The following is a 16,156-nucleotide window of genomic DNA, read 5'->3' as shown; positions in this document are numbered from 1 at the left end:
TACATATTCGGATACTTCTTACGTCGATAGAGAAACTAGTCTCTCGGCGCCTCGGACGCCCACGGAGGGTCTGCACCCGGGCGCGAAACCGTGATGGCAGCGGCCCGTGCGGCGAACCTCAGTGCTCGCTCCCAGTCTGGCTTGCGCATGTCTTTCAGGTCACGCGTTGTGAGAATGGTCTCGTTATTCAAAAACTCGAGTAAAGCGCCGTGCACGGTGTCACCTGCGCCGATGGTGTCGACGACGTCTACCTTCACGCCGGCAACCGCGATTTCACCCGTCGCCGTGAACACCGAAATACCGTCGCCACCTCGCGTCATCACCACGGCGGTGACGCCGGCCTCCAACCAATCGTCGACGCTCGTGCCCTCGGGACCGAGTCCCAACCAGTGGGAATCATCCTCGGACACCTTGAGGATGTCGACCGACGGAAGCCATGTCTTGAAACGAATCCTGAAACCGTCGGCGGTGATGTCACCACTGGGACTGTCGATCGCAGCCGGACGAATGTTCGGGTCGAGCATCGTCAACTTGCCCGCTTCGTGCGCGCGGTGCAGAAGCGAGGCGTACACCGACGCTCCCGGCTCGTACAGGAGAGACAGGGTTCCGAAGGACAGGGTCGTGATGTCGTCCGGCAGATCGCCCGGATCCGTCACCAGACGGTCGGCCGTTCCGTCGGCGTAGAACGAATACTGCGCACTACCGTCCTCGGCGAGTGACGTCATGGCCAACGTCGTCGGTTCCTCGCCGCGTTGAACCCGTGATACGTCGACCCCCGCATCGCCGAGCGAGGTGAGAATCCGTTCGCCGAACGGATCGGTCGACACCCGAGACAGGAACGACACATCAGCGCCGAGCCTGCCGAGTGCAATCGCCACGTTGAACGGGCCGCCACCGAGCTTGGGCGACAGCAGCGGTCCCTCGTGCACCGGTACGAGGTCCACCAGCGCTTCGCCGCACACCAGAATCGTCATGCCGATCGGTACTCCATTCCCCAAGTGCCCGTCCACGATTCGCCCGGCTTCAACACGATCAGATCGATCCCCGAGTTGAAGGCGTCGGGTGGACAGGTCATCGGTTCGACAGCGAGCGCTCTGCCACGGTCGGGGTAAGCCTGATCGTGGCCCGGATCGGCGGTGAACACCTGAACCCAATCGAATTCGCGATCGGTCCACAGCACCGATGCCGCGCCGTCGGGGGCTCTCAGGATATGCAGCGCCCTGCCGTCGGCGTCGGGCAGTTCCGCGCTGAACGGCGTGTCGAGCCAGACGTCCTTCAGTATCCGCGGCGACGAGAAGTCGAAGCCCGAACCCGCGGTCGGCACCGACGGTCCATTCGGGAGATTTCGCACCGGATCGAGTTGCAGCCGAGTTCCGGCCGAGAATTCGAGCGTGCACTCGTCGAGCGGAACATCACCGACCCGCACGAACGTATGGAAGCCCATCCCGTACGGCGCATCCGTGTCGCCGTCGTTGGTGGCCGAGGCAGTGACGACGAGTCCGTCGTCGGTGAGTTCGTGCACGACGGTCACGGTCAGCTGGAAGGGCCATCCGTCGTGCGTGCCCACCTCGACCGATTGTTCGACGCGTGAGGCCGTCTTGGTGACGAGTGTCCACTCGGCCCGGCGCACGAAACCGTGGCTTGCGTTGCCCCGCGACGGCTCGGTGATCTCGAGCTGATGCTCGGTGCCGGCGAACGTGAACCTGCCGTCGGCAACGCGGTTGGGCCAGGGCGCCAACACCAGCCCGGCCGACAACGGCGGCTTCGTGCCCACGTCCCAAGTTTCCGTCAGCGGCGAGCCGTCGTACTCGAGTACGCGCAGCCCTGCTCCGGTCGACGCAACCTCGGCGCGGTACTTCCCGCTTGCGAGCGAGTAACTCTGCGGTTCAGCCATGGCTGCCATTGTCCACCACTCGTGCGACTCGGTAGCGAATGAACGCCGGAAGAGCGAGCGCGGCGATCGATACGCCGATGACAACCAGAATTCCGCCGCCCGCCGCCGCGACTGCCGTCCCCATCGAGGCGGCAGCGGCGCCGTGCACGACGTCGCCGATTCGAGGCCCGCCCGCGACCACGACGATGAACACGCCCTGGAGCCGTCCGCGCATCTCGTCCGTCGCCACCTGCTGCAGCATCGTCGAGCGGAAAGCCGCCGAGATCATGTCGGCGCCGCCGCCGAGCGCGAGGAACGCAAGCGCGAACCATAGCGCCACCGCCGTCGCACCGTCGGTTGCCAGGCCCACGGCGACACCGAACCCGATCATCGCGGCACCCCACACCACGATGCACACCAATACTGCGAGCCCCTGGCGCCGCACTCTCGGGAGCCAACCGGAGAACACACCGCCGATCACCGCGCCGGCGGACATAGCAGCGAACAGCATGCCGAGAACTGGCCCTCCCGACGCGGGATCACCGAAACTCTCGTGCGCGATCTGCGGAAACAGTGCGCGCGGCATACCGAACACCATGGCGATGATGTCGACGACGAACGACGCAAGCAGAACCTTCTGCGTCGCCAGGTAGGCGAAACCGTCGAACACCGACCGAAATCCGGCACGCTGTCCGCTCTTGGCCGGCGGGATGGCCGGCAGCCGAATGACCGCCCAGAGCGTCGCGAACAGGAAGATCGTGTCGATGAGATAGAGGGTTTCGAGCCCGATCTTGTAGATCAGGATGCCTGCGCTCAAGGGTCCCGCGATGGCCCCGAAATTGAACACCGTCATGTTGAGCGAATTGGCCGCTGGGAGTTGGTTGCCCGGCAGAATACGCGGCAGGATCGCGCTGCGTGTCGGCTGGTTGACGGCGAAAAAAGCCTGCTGAACAGCCAAGAGCACCAATATGATCCACACGTTGTTCAGATTCAGGAACGCTTGCAGCCAGAACAAGGCCGAGGTTCCGATCAGTCCGAACGTGGTGATCGTCAGCAGCACACGTCGATCCATCACATCGGCAAGTGCGCCACCCCACAGACCGAAGACGATCAGAGGAACCAAGGCGAACACACCGGTCAATCCGACGTAGGCAGAACTGAGGGTGATCTGGAAAACCTGCTGCGGCACAGCGACGATGCTCAACTGCGCGCCGATCACCGTGACAATGTTGGCGAGCCACAAGCGGCGATAAGCAGGAGTCTTCAGAGGGGTCGTATCGGCGAGAACGCCGCGTATCTTGCTCACGGCTGCAGGCGCTCCACCTGCTGAGTCGGTATCGTGAGCCGAATCCTGTTGTGCAGACGAGACGTTCGACCTTGCCAGAATTCCACTGTCTCGGGCTCGATACGGAAGCCGCCCCAGTTCGGCGGTACCGGCACGTCCTGCCCGTCGAACCTCTCCGTCATCTTTACGAGCGCCTGCTCCAGCTCTTCCCGTGACGCGACCGGCCTCGACTGCTGCGATGCCCATGCACCCAGCTGCGATCCGCGGGGCCTCGACGCGAAATACGCCGCGGTCGCCTCGGTGGACACCGTGGACACCGTGCCACGGATCGTGAGCTGACGCTCGATACCGATCCACGGGAACGTCACCGACGCATACGGGGTGCGGCGCAGGTGAGTCCCCTTGTCGGAGTCGTAGTTGGTGTAGAACACCACTCCGCGGGCATCGAGTCCCTTGCACAGAACAGTGCGGCTCGCAGGGCGTCCGTCGGCGTCGACGGTGGCGAGAACCATCGCGTTCGGCTCGGGGATCCTGGCTTCGATCGCAGCAGCAAGCCACTGCTGAGCGACAGGCAGCCAGCCGTCCCGGAGGTTCGCGACGTCGAGATCGGCGTCTTCCTTGTAGTCGACTCGCATGTCGGCGAGGAGGGGTTCGTCGTTCGGCACGATCCCAGACGCTACTCCCGGGTACGACCCGCTAAAGTTCGAGGCAGACTGGCCCGAGACGTGGCTGAAGATCGGGCAGTGCTTTCGATCATGCATGTCCCGAGCAGGGAAACAGCGCTACGAGGAGAGTCCACAGGTCATGGCCCCACAACTGGTACCAGAAGATTTCGTCGGCGGCCTCGAGGGCGTCGTAGCCTTCACCACCGACATCGCCGAACCCGACAAGGACGGCGGTGCACTGCGTTACCGCGGTGTCGACATCGAGGACCTCGTGTCCAAGCACGTCACCTTCGGCAATGTCTGGGCACTACTCGTAGACGGCCGGTTCGGACCGGGACTCCCGCCAGCCGAGCCGTTCCCGCTGCCCATCCACACCGGCGACGTGCGGGTCGACGTGCAAGCAGGCCTGGCGATGCTCGCACCGATCTGGGGTTACCAACCACTGCTCGACATCGACGACGCCACCGCACGCGACCAACTCGCGCGCGCGTCGGTCATGGCACTGTCCTACGTCGCCCAGTCTGCTCGCGGTATCTACCAGCCCGCCGTACCGCAGAAGAAGATCGACCAGTGCGAAACCGTCACTGCCCGCTTCATGACGCGATGGAAGGGCGACCCCGACCCAGCGCACACCGAAGCCATCGACGCGTACTGGGTCTCCGCTGCCGAACACGGCCTCAACGCCTCGACGTTCACCGCCCGCGTCATCGCCTCCACCGGCGCCGACGTTGCCGCAGCTCTCTCCGGAGCGATCGGCGCGATGTCCGGCCCGCTGCACGGCGGCGCACCCGCACGAGTCCTGCCGATGATCGAGGAGGTCGAGAAGTCCGACGACCCGCGCGGACTCGTCAAGGGCATCCTCGATCGCAAGGAAAAGCTCATGGGCTTCGGGCACCGCGTCTACCGCGCAGAAGACCCGCGTGCTCGTGTATTGCGCGCAACAGCCAAGCGTCTGAACGCCCCTCGCTACGAGGTCGCTGCTGCCCTGGAACAGGCCGCATTGGCGGAACTGCGCGAGCGTCGCCCCGACCGCCCCATCGAAACCAACGTCGAATTCTGGGCAGCAGTCATCCTCGACTTCGCCGAGGTTCCCGCTCAGATGATGCCCGCCATGTTCACCTGTGGCCGCACCGCAGGCTGGTGCGCCCACATCCTCGAGCAGAAGCGGCTCGGCAAGCTCGTCCGCCCCGCCGCCATCTACACCGGACCGTCACCTCGCAAGCCCGAATCCGTCGACGGTTGGGGACAGATCGTCTAGTGCCGCTCGTGCGGCTGGACCTTCGAACGCCAAGCACCGAAACCTGCGCGTAACGCCGCGACATGCAGCGACTACCCTGTAGTCCGAATACGCCCATTACCACTCGACGCTTAGGATGCGCTGCTCAATGGCCGATTTGCCGATCATTCCCGCCGATCTTCTGCCCGCCGACGGACGATTCGGCTGCGGACCGTCCAAAGTTCGCCCTGAGCAGCTGCAGTCCCTGGTCGACGTCGGTGCATCCGTGTTCGGTACGAGTCACCGCCAGAAACCGGTCAAGGATGTCGTTGCGCGCGTGCGCAGCGGCCTGAAAGATCTGTTCTCCCTGCCCGACGGCTACGAAGTGGTTCTCGGCAACGGCGGAACCACCGCATTCTGGGACGCTGCAGCGTTCGGCCTCATTCGCGAGAAGTCGCTGCACCTGACCAACGGCGAGTTCAGCTCCAAGTTCGCATCGGTCGCCAAGAACAATCCGTTCATCGGTGACCCCATCGTCGTCAAGGCAGAGCCCGGTAGCGCTCCCGAGCCGACGTCGGATCCGTCCGTCGACCTCATCGGGTGGGCGCACAACGAGACCTCGACGGGTGTGGCCATTCCGGTGAGCCGTCCCGCAGGCTCGGAGAACGCCCTCATCGCGATCGACGCCACCTCCGGTGCAGGCGGCCTCCCGGTGAATGTCGCCGACTCCGACGTCTACTACTTCGCGCCGCAGAAGAACTTTGCTGCCGACGGTGGCCTCTGGGTCGGTCTGTTCAGCCCAGCTGCGCTCGAGCGCGTCAAGGAGATCGACGCGTCCGGCCGTTGGGTCCCCGACTTCCTGTCGCTGCCGATCGCGATCGACAACAGCAGCAAGGACCAGACCTACAACACCCCGGCCGTCGCAACTCTTCTGCTGTTCCTGAACCAGATCGAGTGGCTGAACAACCAGGGCGGCCTGGACTGGGCGACCAAGCGCACGGCCGATTCCAGCTCGCGCCTGTACGACTGGGCCGAGAAGAGCGAGTTCGCGACGCCGTTCGTCGCCGACCCTGCACACCGCAGCCAGGTCGTCGGCACCATCGACTTCGACGAGAAGGTCGACGCAGCTCAAGTTGCGAAGGTTCTGCGTTCCAATGGCGTCGTCGACACCGAGCCGTATCGCAAGCTCGGACGCAACCAGCTGCGCGTCGGAATGTTCCCGGCGATCGAGCCGGACGACGTCACTGCGTTGACCAAGAGCATCGATTGGGTCGTCTCCACACTGAGCTGACAGTTCGCGCACAGTTTGGGCGCTTCCTTCGGGGGTTAAACTAGTTTGCACATGCAACTACCTCGAAGGGGGCGCCCAATGCGCGTTCTGGGTTACCTGTCGAGGCTGCGCGTCACTGCCGTTTACCTCCCGCTCGCCGCGGCGGCCGCGATCGTGGTGGACCGACTCGGACCCCACACTCAATCGCACGTCCTCCGCGAGGCCAGTACGAACCTGCACAATCTCGGCGACGGACACATCGTCACGCTCGTGACGAGCGCGTTTCTCACCAACGGCGAACCGAACTGGCTCTGGTTCGCCTCCGTGGCCGCATTGTTGGGGACGGCAGAGTGGTTGTCGGGATCGCGCAGGTTCCTCCTCACCTTCGTCGTCGGGCATGTAGGGGCCACGGCTTTGGTCACCGCGGGACTGTTCGTCGGCATCCACGCGGATTGGGTCGCCGAATCACTGGCAAGGGCGGTCGACGTCGGCGTCAGCTACGCCGCCGCAGCGGTCGCTGGATCGATGATTCGGTACCTCCACGGCCACTGGCGCACGGCATGGGCGACGGGATGGATCGCCACTGTTGCCATCGCTGCTGTCTCCGACCCGTCGTTCACGGCGTTCGGCCACGCGGCCGCGCTCGGCATCGGTTTCGCCCTCGGCGCCGTGTACCTACGCCGCGATGCAAAACCCTTGATTTCCAACGAATTTCGCACCGAACCAACCGAACGTGTGCAACCGCCACACTCGATGACTAGTCTTTGACACGAGTGGATCACATGCGTGTCGGAGACGCGCCGAAGGTCACGAGTGGATTACTGTCGAGGGACGATATCGCGAGCCGGCGCGATGAGGAGGTCAAGGTGCGAGATCTACGCGTGGTCGGTCTCGAACCGGACGGGCAGTACGTAATCTGCGCAGATCCCAAAACCGGCGACAAATTCCGGCTTCCGGCCGACGACAAGCTCCGCGCAGCCTCCCGCGGCGACATCGCTCGACTAGGACAGATTGAGATCGAAATGGACAGTTTGCTACGCCCCAAGGAGATCCAAGCTCGAATTCGAGCGGGAGCCACCGTCGAGCAGGTTGCCAGCGATTCCGGAATGGCGCTGAGCCGTGTCGAGGTCTTCGCCCATCCTGTTCTTCTCGAACGATCGCAGGCTGCCTCGATGGCACAGGCAGGCCACCCGTTGCGACACGACGGTCCCGCCGTTCAAACCCTCGCCGAGGTCGTCGCATTGGCCTTCCGCGCCCGCGGGCACCACCTCGACGAGGCGACGTGGGACGCGTGGCGCGACGAGGACAACAAGTGGGTCGCGCAGCTCCAGTGGCAAGCGGGACGCACCACCAACAAAGCACATTGGCAGTTCCTTCCCGACGGTCACGGCGGAACGATCACTCCGCTCGACGACGCAGCATCCGAACTGGTGGACCCGGACTTCGGCCGTCAGCTCCGCGGTCTCGCCCCGGTGCGAGCTCTCGAGGTCGCGCCTGAGGAATCCCAGCAGACGTTCGACGAGTACTACGGCGTAGAGGCGGACAGCGAGCTAGAGGCCGACGCCGTGGAGGACGCACCCGTCGTTGTGACAGAACCCAAACACGATGCTGCCCCGGCACCGAAAAAGGACAAGAAGGGTAAACCCGCGATGCCGTCGTGGGAGGATGTTCTGCTGGGTGTCCGCAGCAACGGTCACAACTGAGCACGATTGGCTAGGGATGATCAAGAAGGGTGCCGAGCGTGGGGGCCAAAGCATCGACCATCTGGTACATCGACGCACCTGATCCGATTTCGTTGTTGCGGCACACGACGACGTCCGACTGGGACGCCGCTACCGCACTGGTTGGAAGACTGTTTCCGGACCGAATCGCTGTGCCGAAGGGTCAGGGGCCGATAGCCCAGGCTGCGGGGGTCTCCCCCGACGAGATATTCGTCGGCTGTTATCCGGGTGCAACGGTGATCTGCGGTTCGAATCTGTCCATTGCCAAACCGTCGTTGATTCCCGAGGTCTGGACCAGGCCACTCGCGTCGGAGTCCACCTACCTCGTCGCGACCGATCCCGACACTGCGTGGGGCGCATTCGCCTACTGGGAACGCGGCACACTGCGACGATCGTTCAGCGCGACCCCGATATACATCTACGAGGACACCGGCCTACCGTTGGTGTGGGAGCGACCGTTCTGGGCCGGCGAGCGTCCGCTGGTCTACCCTCCCGGTGTCATGCCCGATCCGCAGTCGTTGCCGTTCCACCCTCAGGAGTTCGCGGAGGCGGCCAACTCCGAGTGGCTTGGATTTCGGTACACCGGCGCCCCTCGAGGCGACGAATTCGACCCGAACACGCTGCCCGTGTGCGGATTCACCTTGTACGTGCCCGGAGAGCAGCCGGTTCCCGAGGTACCGGTCGTTCAGGCCGAGCCGCAGGACCGCAAATTCATGCGTTGGTTGCGACGGAAATCCCCAGAACCACAAAGCTGAGCACCCCGCCGACGCAGGCCCCGTACACCGGCCATCGCCATACCGGAGTATTTCGCCACCGCAGGACGGTCGGGGCTGCGCCGCCGACAACGATCAGATTGATCCCTACGGCCAGAAACACATTGATGTCGGCCAGCTCGCGCCCGAAAGCAGTGAGTGCGGAGCTGACGAGAACGGCCGCGAAGATCGCAACCGGAATGCCGGTGAACAGAACGTCACGATCCGTTGTCACAGGAGTGGATCCTGCGGGAACGACCCGGTCGGTTGCAGTCGCACGCGCTCGTAGAAGGCCATTGCGGCGGCGGTGGCTACATTCAGCGAATCAGTTCCGGGGGCCATGGGAATGCGCGCCCGGACATCGGTGGCCCGCATGGCGTGTTCGGTCAGTCCCGGCCCTTCGGCCCCGAGGAGCAATGCGACCTTCTCGCCGGTCATTGCCTGCGCGAGCGGAATTGCGGACGGGTTGGGCGTCAAGGAGATGGTCTGAAAACCCTTCTCTCGTAATATTTTCAGGCCACGTGGCCAGTCCGGAACCCGCGCGAACGGAACGCGGAGGACATGCCCCATGGACACGCGGACAGCGCGACGGTAGAGCGGATCCGCGCACGCTGCGCCGAACAGGACTGCGTCCGCGCCCAATCCTGCGGCATTGCGAAACATCGATCCGAGGTTCTCGTGATCGTTGACGCCTTCCAGCACGACGACGGTGCGAGCACCGTCCAACACGTCGGCGAGGTCCAATTCCGGCGGGCGATGTGCCGCGGCGAGTACTCCTCGATTGAGATGGAAACCGACGGCCTCGGCCATGACCTCAGCCGTGGCGCGGTAGAACGGCACATCGACGTCGTCGAGTCGCTCGCCGAGTTCCTTCAAGCGCCGATCGACACCGAGAAGACTGATCGGCGCGAACCGCGACGAGAGCAGCCGCTCGGCGACGAGAACCCCCTCGGCGATGACCAAGCCCTTGCCTTCGGGGAGATCGGGGCGCCGGTCGGACGAATTGAGGTCGCGGAAGTCGTCGAGCCTCGGATCGGAGGAGTTGTCGATGTCGATTACGTGTACCACGTGTCCATCTTGGCACCTGTATGAAAAGCTCGACTGTGATGACTACCGACGACACGATCTTGATCAGGACGGCCACCGACGACGACTGGAATGCCGTCGCTCTTCTGGACGCGCACGCGTTCGGCGAGCACCAGAACTCCGAGGACCTTGCGGAGACGCAGATACTCACGAGCTCCAAGCACGTCGTCATGGCGTGGGACGGGGAGACACCCGTCGGAGTCGCGATGCATTTTCCGATGTCGGTGACGGTCCCCGGCGGAGCTCAGGTGGAGGCATCGGGAGTCTCCTGGGTCTCGGTGGCACCTACCCACCGCAGGCGTGGGATTCTGCGCCGCATGTTCACCGAGCAGCATCGTAAGCTCGACGCCGCCGGCGCACCCTTGTCGCTGCTGACCGCGAGCGAAGCCACCATCTACGGACGCTTCGGATACGGGCCGGCGACCGAGGAACATTCCGTCGTGCTCGACCGTCGGTTCGCGCAGTTCCATCCCGGCGTTCCCCCGGTGACCGGCGTCCGCCTCATCGAGTCGGCCGAGGCGTCGACGCTTCTTCCCGATATCTACCACCGTTGGCAACGCGCAACAGCAGGTGCGCAACCGAAGCCGCCGATTCGATGGGAACGGTTCTTCGCCGACCGCGAGAATCGTCGACACGGATTGACCGAACTGTTCTTCATCGCGCATGTCGACGGGTACGTCGCGTATCGGCGCAGCCCCACCGAGAGCAAGATCGTCGTCCAGGAATTCATTGCCGTCACCGACGAGGCGTACGCCGAACTCTGGCAGGTGTTGGCGGGCATCGACCTCGTCGACACGATCGAGGTCGAACAGGCCCCCGACGAGGCGCTTCCGTTCCTGCTCACCAACAACCGACTACCCAAGGTCACCAGTCATCACGACGCTCTGTGGTGCCGCATCATGGATGTGAAGGCAGCACTGGAGGCGCGCACCTACAGCGTCGACGCGCAGTTCGTGCTGGGGGTCGAGGATCCGTTCCTCGATGCGGGTGGCACCTTCGAGGTGACGATTTCCGGCGGCAGCGCGGTCGTGACCCGGACCGACGCAGCACCGGACGCGACATTGAAATTGGACGTCCTGTCGGCGCTGTACTTCGGAACGCACAGTGCAACGAGGTTCGCCGCGGCGTCGAGACTGTGGGCCCGCGACAAGGAGGCGCTTCACACCGTGAATATCGCCTTCGCGACCGATCGCGCCTCCGTCATGGGTTGGGGTTTCTGACGAGCTGCTGACATTTGTCATGGCCGATCGATGACAACGTCAACGGAGTCGATGACACGCTGCACTACTGGTCACGGCCTGATCCGACGACGCTGGAGGCATGAGACAACCAGATGAAGGAAACCTGTTCACCGACCTGATGGAGCTCGGGCCTGCCCCCACCATGGCCCGTGAGATCGTCGTCCTGATCATCACCGTCGCGTTGTTCGCTGTCGTCCTGGCTCTCGTCGGCCCGCAGCTGCCAGTGATCATCGTTGCTGCAGTGGGCCTGGTGTTCATGGCTGGACGGTTCGTGTTCGGCCTGCGCGAGTGGAACAAGCGATGAGCATCATCGAGGTGACGGGCATGACCCGTCGATACGGAAGCGGAAAGTCGGCATTCGAAGCTGTCAGCGATCTGAATCTGAGCGTCGACGAGGGTGAGCTCTTCGGCCTGCTCGGCACGAACGGTGCCGGCAAGACGTCGTCTCTCGAAGTGATACAGGGCCTTTCACGACCGAGCGACGGCACAGTATCGATCATGGGTCTCGATCCGGTCCGAGACCGCCGAGACGTCCGACCGAACCTCGGGGTCATGCTGCAGAAGGGCGGCTTGCCGTCCGATCTGACCGCGAGGGAAAGCCTCGAGATGTGGGCCGGAACGTGCAGTGACCCGTTGCCTGTCCTCGACACTCTCGCCAGGGTGGATCTTGCCGATCGCGCCGATACACGCGTCAAGGTCCTCTCCGGCGGTGAGCAGCGCCGACTGGATCTGGCATGCGCGATCATCGGCCAACCTCGCGTGCTGTTCCTCGACGAACCCACCACAGGTCTCGATCCCGAAAGTCGCCGCAACACATGGGTTCTGATCGAGGAGCTCCGCAACTCAGGCGTCACGATCATGCTCACCACTCACTATCTCGACGAAGCCGAGCGGCTCTGCGATCGTCTCGCAATCATGCACAAGGGACGCGTCGTGCGCAGCGGAACGGTGGCCGAAGTGGTGGCGGACCACCCCTCGAGGATTCACCTCGAACTGCCCACCGCACCCCTTCCCGAATTGCCGTCGTGCAGCATCGGTGTGGAGGACGGCACACTCCTCATCGACACTCCCGATTTGCAGGCCACCCTGACCGATCTGTTGGTGTGGGCACAGCGCGCGGGTGTCCGCATCGAGGGCCTCGATGCCCGCGCGGCCTCACTCGAGACCGTGTTCCTCTCCATTGCAGACGAATTCGACGACCGTAAGAAGGTTGCAGCATGAGTACGCTCACCACCCTGTCCCGTTCGGAGTTCACACTTCTACTGCGCAACCGCGTGCTTTTGGTCAACGCACTCGTCATGCCCTTGCTCTTCCCCGTCGTCATCCTCGTCATCGGGAGGCGTAGCGAGGGCGGACTGACGGACGTGGTCGTGTCCTCGGCGCTGGAGATTTTCGCGCTGTTCCTGCTCGTATTCCTGGTGTATTACAACCTTCTGTCCGCATACACGACACGACGTGACGAGCTCGTGCTCAAACGACTCCGAACGGGCGAGGCAACCGACAATCAGATCCTTCTCGGACCCGCGGTTCCCTCCTTCGTGTTGACTGCGATCCTCATCGTCGTGGTGGGAGCAATAGTTGTAGCACTCGGCGGCGGGCTTCCGGTCAACCCGCTCCTCCTTGTGGTCGGGCTCCTCGGTGGGGCCGTGATGTTCGCGGCGCTCGCGTTGATCACCTCCACCTTCACTCGCAACGCGGAAGCAGCACAGATCACGAGCCTTCCGATCATGTTGCTGGCGATGGCGGGCAGTTCGTTCCTGCGCGGAGTGGTCCCGGAGTCCGCCGACTCGATCATCGAATTGACGCCGATGGCCGCGGTTCTCGACCTGGTGAACCTCGGATGGATGGGTACGATCGACCCGGAGTCGAGCCCGCTTGCCTTCGCGGATACGTTCTCGCCCGCTCTGAAGCCGGCGCTCGTCGTAGCAGCATGGATCTTGGGATCCATCGTCATCGCCAAGACACACTTCCGCTGGGAACCACGGGGCTGAGCCCGCCGCACCTAAGGGTCTGGGAGGCTGGAGCACATGGAACTGCGGCGCTATCTCGACCCACGGGCCACGTGGCGGGACACATCCGAAGTCGACAAGGTGCGGCTGTACACCAGGCAGTCGTTCCTGTGGATCATCGTGACGTTCAGCTTCGCCGGCCTTCTCGAAGCCGTCGCGCGCGACGCCTGGATCTCGGCACCCGCGATGATCGTCTCGGCGGGGCCGGAATGTTGGTCCTTCTCCGCACGCCGGGGATCGGCGGCACTGTTGACGGCCCGATCCGGTGGCCGCTTGCAGTAGCGATCGGCGCGGGAATTCTGGCGGGGCTGGCCGGCGGCGATGCAATCCCCTTCTGGGCCCTCATCATCGCTTCGGTTCCCGTGTGCGTCGTCCTTCCGCTTCGCTGGTCACTTGTGTTGTCCGTGGTCCTCGGTGCCGCGACGCTGATGACGCGATACGGGGCTCTCGGAGCCGCCGCGGCGTTGTCTGTCGTGGTGTTCGTCGCGATGACCGCCGCGTTGTCGATCTGGTTGCTGCGGATCGTCACCGAACTCGATTCGTCCCGTCATGCCGCGGCTCAATTGTCTGTCGCCGAGGAGCGACTCCGATTCTCGCGTGATCTGCATGACGTCGTCGGCCGCGCTCTCTCGGCCATTGCCGTCAAAAGCGAACTGGCTGCGACACTCTCGCGCCGAGGTGACAATCGCGCCGCCGACCAGATGGACGAAGTCCGCGAGCTGGCTCAGCAGTCGATGACCGAGGCGCGACAACTGGTACGAGGCTACCGATCGATCGACCTGGACGCCGAACTCAGCGGAGCAGCGTCTCTGCTGAAAGCAGCGGGCATCGACACCGAGATACATGGAGACGCCGATGCCGTTGCACCCCGGTTCGCGGAAGCGGCAGCCTGGGTCGTGCGCGAAGGCGCCACCAACATCCTGCGTCACTCCGACGCCACCCGCTCTCGCATCGAGGTCAGCGAGCAGACGCTCCGCATCGTCAACGACCGCCCACACACGATGAGATCGTCCGACGGAACCGGACTCGACGGCCTCGGCGAACGCCTCGCCGCTGTCGGCGGGCACCTCGAATCGACAAGCACAACCAGCGAATTCATCCTCACCGCAACGTTCGAGCTTGGAGATCGGTCATGATCCGCGTACTGCTCGCCGACGACGAAAACCTCATTCGCACAGCCCTCGCAACCATGCTCTCCCTCGAGGACGACATCGAGATCGTTGCTCAAGCCGAGTCGGGTGAGGCCGCAGTCACCGCAGCGAAGGAACACTCCCCCGACGTGGCGGTTCTGGATCTGCAGATGGGCGCCGTCGACGGAATCGAGGCCGCGGGCCTGATCTGCGAAGCGCTTCCGTCGTGTGCAGCCATTATCGTCACCAGCCACGGTCGTCCGGGATATCTCAAGAAGGCGCTGTCCGCTGGTGTTCGAGGCTTCCTGCCCAAGACGACGTCGGCGTCCACACTCGCCGAGGTCGTGCGCACAGTGCACGGCGGAGGGCGGTACGTCGATCCCACGCTCGCAGCCGAAGCGATCGGAGCAGGCGACTCACCGCTCACGCCACGCGAATCGGATGTCCTCGAATTCGCTGCGGACGGCGCAAGCATCGCCGAGATCGCCGTTCGCGCCCACCTGTCACCGGGCACCACGAGGAACTACTTGTCCTCGGCGGCCGCGAAACTCGGTGCAGCCAATCGGCACGAGGCGTCAGCGATAGCGCGACGCCACGGTTGGATCTGACGACTTCATTCTGCCCGCGTCAGGACATCGAACGCCGGGAGTCGACGCCCCGGCTTCGGCCGGGACAGCCGTAGCCGCAAATTGTTGTGCCGCAGCAGGTAGATCCCGGCGAACAACCCTGTCGAGACCGATACGACTCCCCCGAACAACAATGGGGCGCGTGGGTCGACCACGTCGGCGAGCCACCCCAACACCGGGCTTCCGATCGGTGTGCCTCCGAGGAAGCACAGCATGTAGATGCCCATCACGCGCCCTCGCATGTCCGACGGCACCGACATCTGGAGGATGTTCATCGCCGATGTCGAGAACGTGAGGTTCAGAGCACCCGTCGGAATCAGTAGCAGCGCAACGAGAAGATAGCTCGGCATCAGACCGACGAGCAGTTCGAAGACTCCGAACGCGATGACGGCTCCGATGAACAGTCGCAGTCTCGGTGTCGTCACACGCCGAGCGGCCAGCGTCGCACCCACCAAGGTTCCGACCGCGAGCGTCGTCGACAACAAGCCGTAGGCGTCGGCACCGCTTCCGAACGTGTTACGCGCCAGCACCGCAAGACTGAGCGGGAAGTTGAGCCCGAACGTCGACACCATGAAGACCGTTGCCAGCATCACTCGAAGATCGGGCCGACCCCACACGTACGCGAAGCCCGCACGCACCTGACCTTTGGCTCGTGGCGCCGGTTCGACCGTGAACAGATCTTTCGCCCTCATGGCGAGCAACGCACCGAACACCGCAGCGAACGACGCGGCGTTGATGAGGAAGACCCAACCGGTGCCGATGAGCGTGATCAGCACACCGGAGATGGCCGGACCGATGATGCGGGCAAGGTTGAACGTCATGGAGTTCAGCGCGATGGCGTTCGAGAGCGCTTCCTTGCCGACCATTTCGATGGTGAAGGACTGACGCACGGGCGCGTCGATCGCCGACGAGCACCCGAGGATGAACGCGATGACGTAGACGTGCCAGAGCTCGACGACGTTGCCCACGTCGAGCAGACCGAGCACGAGTCCGCAGACTGCCGCGAATATCTGGGTGATCATCAGCAGCTTGCGTTTGTCGTACCGGTCGGCGAACACGCCTCCCCACACGGACAGGAACAGGGTCGGCCCGAACTGCAAGGCCATGACGATTCCGACGGCAAGACCGTTGCCACCGGACAGCGTCAGGACAAGCCAGTCCTGGGCGACGCGCTGCATCCAGGTGCCCACCAGCGAAACGATCTGTCCCGATGCCCACAACCGGTAGTTGCGCGTTCGCAACGCGGCGAACATCGGAGACGCAGTGGGCACGACACAAATAT

General features: G+C 63.9%; 19 protein-coding genes. 12 read left to right on the top strand and 7 right to left on the bottom strand.

The features are described from left to right. Nucleotides 1-35: 35 nt before the first annotated feature. The 4 genes from D8W71_RS09975 to pdxH are packed head-to-tail and all read right to left on the bottom strand — an operon-like array spanning nt 36 to nt 3,793. Nucleotides 36-974 carry a carbohydrate kinase family protein gene (locus D8W71_RS09975; protein ID WP_121113108.1) on the bottom strand — a complete coding sequence of 313 codons (939 nt, stop codon included), beginning with the start codon at nt 972-974 and terminating at the stop codon, nt 36-38. Continuing rightward, complete coding sequence (locus D8W71_RS09970; protein ID WP_442972027.1) at nt 971-1,894, bottom strand: aldose 1-epimerase family protein; 924 nt, start codon at nt 1,892-1,894, stop codon at nt 971-973. Before D8W71_RS09970 ends, D8W71_RS09975 begins: the two co-directional genes overlap by 4 nt. Then, on the bottom strand, nt 1,887-3,179 hold the full coding sequence (locus D8W71_RS09965; protein ID WP_121113104.1) for an MFS transporter: 1,293 nt from the start codon (nt 3,177-3,179) through the stop codon (nt 1,887-1,889). The genes D8W71_RS09970 and D8W71_RS09965 overlap by 8 nt, the downstream gene beginning before the upstream one ends. Next, a complete protein-coding gene (gene pdxH, locus D8W71_RS09960; protein WP_121118920.1) occupies nt 3,176-3,793 on the bottom strand; it encodes a pyridoxamine 5'-phosphate oxidase in 618 nt (205 codons plus the stop codon). Before pdxH ends, D8W71_RS09965 begins: the two co-directional genes overlap by 4 nt. A 169-nt stretch (nt 3,794-3,962) precedes the next feature. Here pdxH and D8W71_RS09955 point away from each other — a divergent pair, with 169 nt between their 5' ends. The 5 genes from D8W71_RS09955 (at nt 3,963) to D8W71_RS09935 (ending at nt 8,785) form a co-directional block, all read left to right on the top strand. Continuing rightward, a complete protein-coding gene (locus D8W71_RS09955; protein ID WP_121118918.1) occupies nt 3,963-5,081 on the top strand; it encodes a citrate synthase 2 in 1,119 nt (372 codons plus the stop codon). Between the two features lie 127 nt (nt 5,082-5,208). Further along, the gene (serC, locus tag D8W71_RS09950) at nt 5,209-6,330 is read left to right on the top strand and encodes a phosphoserine transaminase (RefSeq protein WP_121113102.1); all 1,122 of its coding nucleotides are present in this window, start codon (nt 5,209-5,211) and stop codon (nt 6,328-6,330) included. A gap of 78 nt (nt 6,331-6,408) precedes the next feature. Continuing rightward, a complete protein-coding gene (locus D8W71_RS09945) occupies nt 6,409-7,077 on the top strand; it encodes a rhomboid-like protein (RefSeq protein ID WP_121113100.1) in 669 nt (222 codons plus the stop codon). 98 nt (nt 7,078-7,175) lie between these two features. Continuing rightward, nucleotides 7,176-8,012, top strand: coding sequence for a septation protein SepH (gene sepH, locus D8W71_RS09940; protein WP_121118916.1), 837 nt, complete (start codon nt 7,176-7,178; stop codon nt 8,010-8,012). Nucleotides 8,013-8,050: 38 nt separating this feature from the next. Continuing rightward, entirely contained in the window at nt 8,051-8,785 is a 735-nt protein-coding gene (locus tag D8W71_RS09935) for a DUF6928 family protein (RefSeq protein ID WP_121113098.1), read from the top strand. Here the strand turns inward: D8W71_RS09935 and D8W71_RS09930 are convergent. Next, complete coding sequence (locus D8W71_RS09930) at nt 8,742-9,017, bottom strand: DUF2537 domain-containing protein (RefSeq protein WP_121113095.1); 276 nt, start codon at nt 9,015-9,017, stop codon at nt 8,742-8,744. The genes D8W71_RS09935 and D8W71_RS09930 overlap by 44 nt on opposite strands. Further along, nucleotides 9,014-9,850: a TrmH family RNA methyltransferase gene (locus tag D8W71_RS09925; RefSeq protein ID WP_121113093.1), complete on the bottom strand. Its 837-nt coding sequence runs from the start codon at nt 9,848-9,850 to the stop codon at nt 9,014-9,016. The genes D8W71_RS09930 and D8W71_RS09925 overlap by 4 nt, the downstream gene beginning before the upstream one ends. A gap of 38 nt (nt 9,851-9,888) precedes the next feature. Here D8W71_RS09925 and D8W71_RS09920 point away from each other — a divergent pair, with 38 nt between their 5' ends. The 7 genes from D8W71_RS09920 (at nt 9,889) to D8W71_RS09895 (ending at nt 14,856) form a co-directional block, all read left to right on the top strand. After that, on the top strand, nt 9,889-11,088 hold the full coding sequence (locus tag D8W71_RS09920) for a GNAT family N-acetyltransferase (protein WP_121118914.1): 1,200 nt from the start codon (nt 9,889-9,891) through the stop codon (nt 11,086-11,088). 100 nt (nt 11,089-11,188) lie between these two features. After that, entirely contained in the window at nt 11,189-11,413 is a 225-nt protein-coding gene (locus tag D8W71_RS09915) for a hypothetical protein (RefSeq protein WP_121113091.1), read from the top strand. After that, nucleotides 11,410-12,330, top strand: a complete 921-nt coding sequence (locus D8W71_RS09910) for an ABC transporter ATP-binding protein (protein WP_121113089.1) — start codon at nt 11,410-11,412, stop codon at nt 12,328-12,330. Before D8W71_RS09915 ends, D8W71_RS09910 begins: the two co-directional genes overlap by 4 nt. Further along, the gene (locus D8W71_RS09905; RefSeq protein ID WP_121113087.1) at nt 12,327-13,100 is read left to right on the top strand and encodes an ABC transporter permease; all 774 of its coding nucleotides are present in this window, start codon (nt 12,327-12,329) and stop codon (nt 13,098-13,100) included. The genes D8W71_RS09910 and D8W71_RS09905 overlap by 4 nt, the downstream gene beginning before the upstream one ends. A 36-nt stretch (nt 13,101-13,136) precedes the next feature. Continuing rightward, nucleotides 13,137-13,400 (top strand): hypothetical protein, encoded by a 264-nt coding sequence (locus tag D8W71_RS27945; RefSeq protein WP_236077822.1) that lies wholly within the window; start codon nt 13,137-13,139, stop codon nt 13,398-13,400. After that, on the top strand, nt 13,328-14,254 hold the full coding sequence (locus D8W71_RS09900) for a sensor histidine kinase (protein ID WP_236077821.1): 927 nt from the start codon (nt 13,328-13,330) through the stop codon (nt 14,252-14,254). The genes D8W71_RS27945 and D8W71_RS09900 overlap by 73 nt, the downstream gene beginning before the upstream one ends. Continuing rightward, on the top strand, nt 14,251-14,856 hold the full coding sequence (locus D8W71_RS09895; RefSeq protein ID WP_121113085.1) for a response regulator transcription factor: 606 nt from the start codon (nt 14,251-14,253) through the stop codon (nt 14,854-14,856). Before D8W71_RS09900 ends, D8W71_RS09895 begins: the two co-directional genes overlap by 4 nt. Nucleotides 14,857-14,861: 5 nt before the next feature. Here D8W71_RS09895 and D8W71_RS09890 read toward each other — a convergent pair whose 3' ends face one another. Then, nucleotides 14,862-16,127: an MFS transporter gene (locus tag D8W71_RS09890; RefSeq protein WP_201265376.1), complete on the bottom strand. Its 1,266-nt coding sequence runs from the start codon at nt 16,125-16,127 to the stop codon at nt 14,862-14,864. Nucleotides 16,128-16,156: the final 29 nt, after the last annotated feature.

Source organism: Rhodococcus sp. P1Y, from assembly GCF_003641205.1.
GTDB lineage: Bacteria > Actinomycetota > Actinomycetes > Mycobacteriales > Mycobacteriaceae > Rhodococcoides.
The sequence above is the reverse complement of the archived record's forward strand: the minus strand, read 5'-3'. Positions and strand labels throughout refer to the sequence as shown.

Excerpts from the sequence above, each read along its gene's own strand:
- D8W71_RS09975 (WP_121113108.1), bottom strand. The coding sequence starts at position 974 with ATGACGATTCTGGTGTGCGGCGAAGCGCTGGTGGACCTCGTACCGGTG.
- D8W71_RS09970 (WP_442972027.1), bottom strand. The coding sequence starts at position 1,894 with ATGGCTGAACCGCAGAGTTACTCGCTCGCAAGCGGGAAGTACCGCGCC.
- pdxH (WP_121118920.1), bottom strand. The coding sequence starts at position 3,793 with ATGCGAGTCGACTACAAGGAAGACGCCGATCTCGACGTCGCGAACCTC.
- D8W71_RS09955 (WP_121118918.1), top strand. The coding sequence starts at position 3,963 with ATGGCCCCACAACTGGTACCAGAAGATTTCGTCGGCGGCCTCGAGGGC.
- serC (WP_121113102.1), top strand. The coding sequence starts at position 5,209 with ATGGCCGATTTGCCGATCATTCCCGCCGATCTTCTGCCCGCCGACGGA.
- D8W71_RS09945 (WP_121113100.1), top strand. The coding sequence starts at position 6,409 with ATGCGCGTTCTGGGTTACCTGTCGAGGCTGCGCGTCACTGCCGTTTAC.
- D8W71_RS09920 (WP_121118914.1), top strand. The coding sequence starts at position 9,889 with ATGACTACCGACGACACGATCTTGATCAGGACGGCCACCGACGACGAC.
- D8W71_RS09915 (WP_121113091.1), top strand. The coding sequence starts at position 11,189 with ATGAGACAACCAGATGAAGGAAACCTGTTCACCGACCTGATGGAGCTC.
- D8W71_RS09910 (WP_121113089.1), top strand. The coding sequence starts at position 11,410 with ATGAGCATCATCGAGGTGACGGGCATGACCCGTCGATACGGAAGCGGA.
- D8W71_RS09905 (WP_121113087.1), top strand. The coding sequence starts at position 12,327 with ATGAGTACGCTCACCACCCTGTCCCGTTCGGAGTTCACACTTCTACTG.
- D8W71_RS27945 (WP_236077822.1), top strand. The coding sequence starts at position 13,137 with ATGGAACTGCGGCGCTATCTCGACCCACGGGCCACGTGGCGGGACACA.
- D8W71_RS09900 (WP_236077821.1), top strand. The coding sequence starts at position 13,328 with ATGTTGGTCCTTCTCCGCACGCCGGGGATCGGCGGCACTGTTGACGGC.
- D8W71_RS09895 (WP_121113085.1), top strand. The coding sequence starts at position 14,251 with ATGATCCGCGTACTGCTCGCCGACGACGAAAACCTCATTCGCACAGCC.
- D8W71_RS09890 (WP_201265376.1), bottom strand. The coding sequence starts at position 16,127 with ATGTTCGCCGCGTTGCGAACGCGCAACTACCGGTTGTGGGCATCGGGA.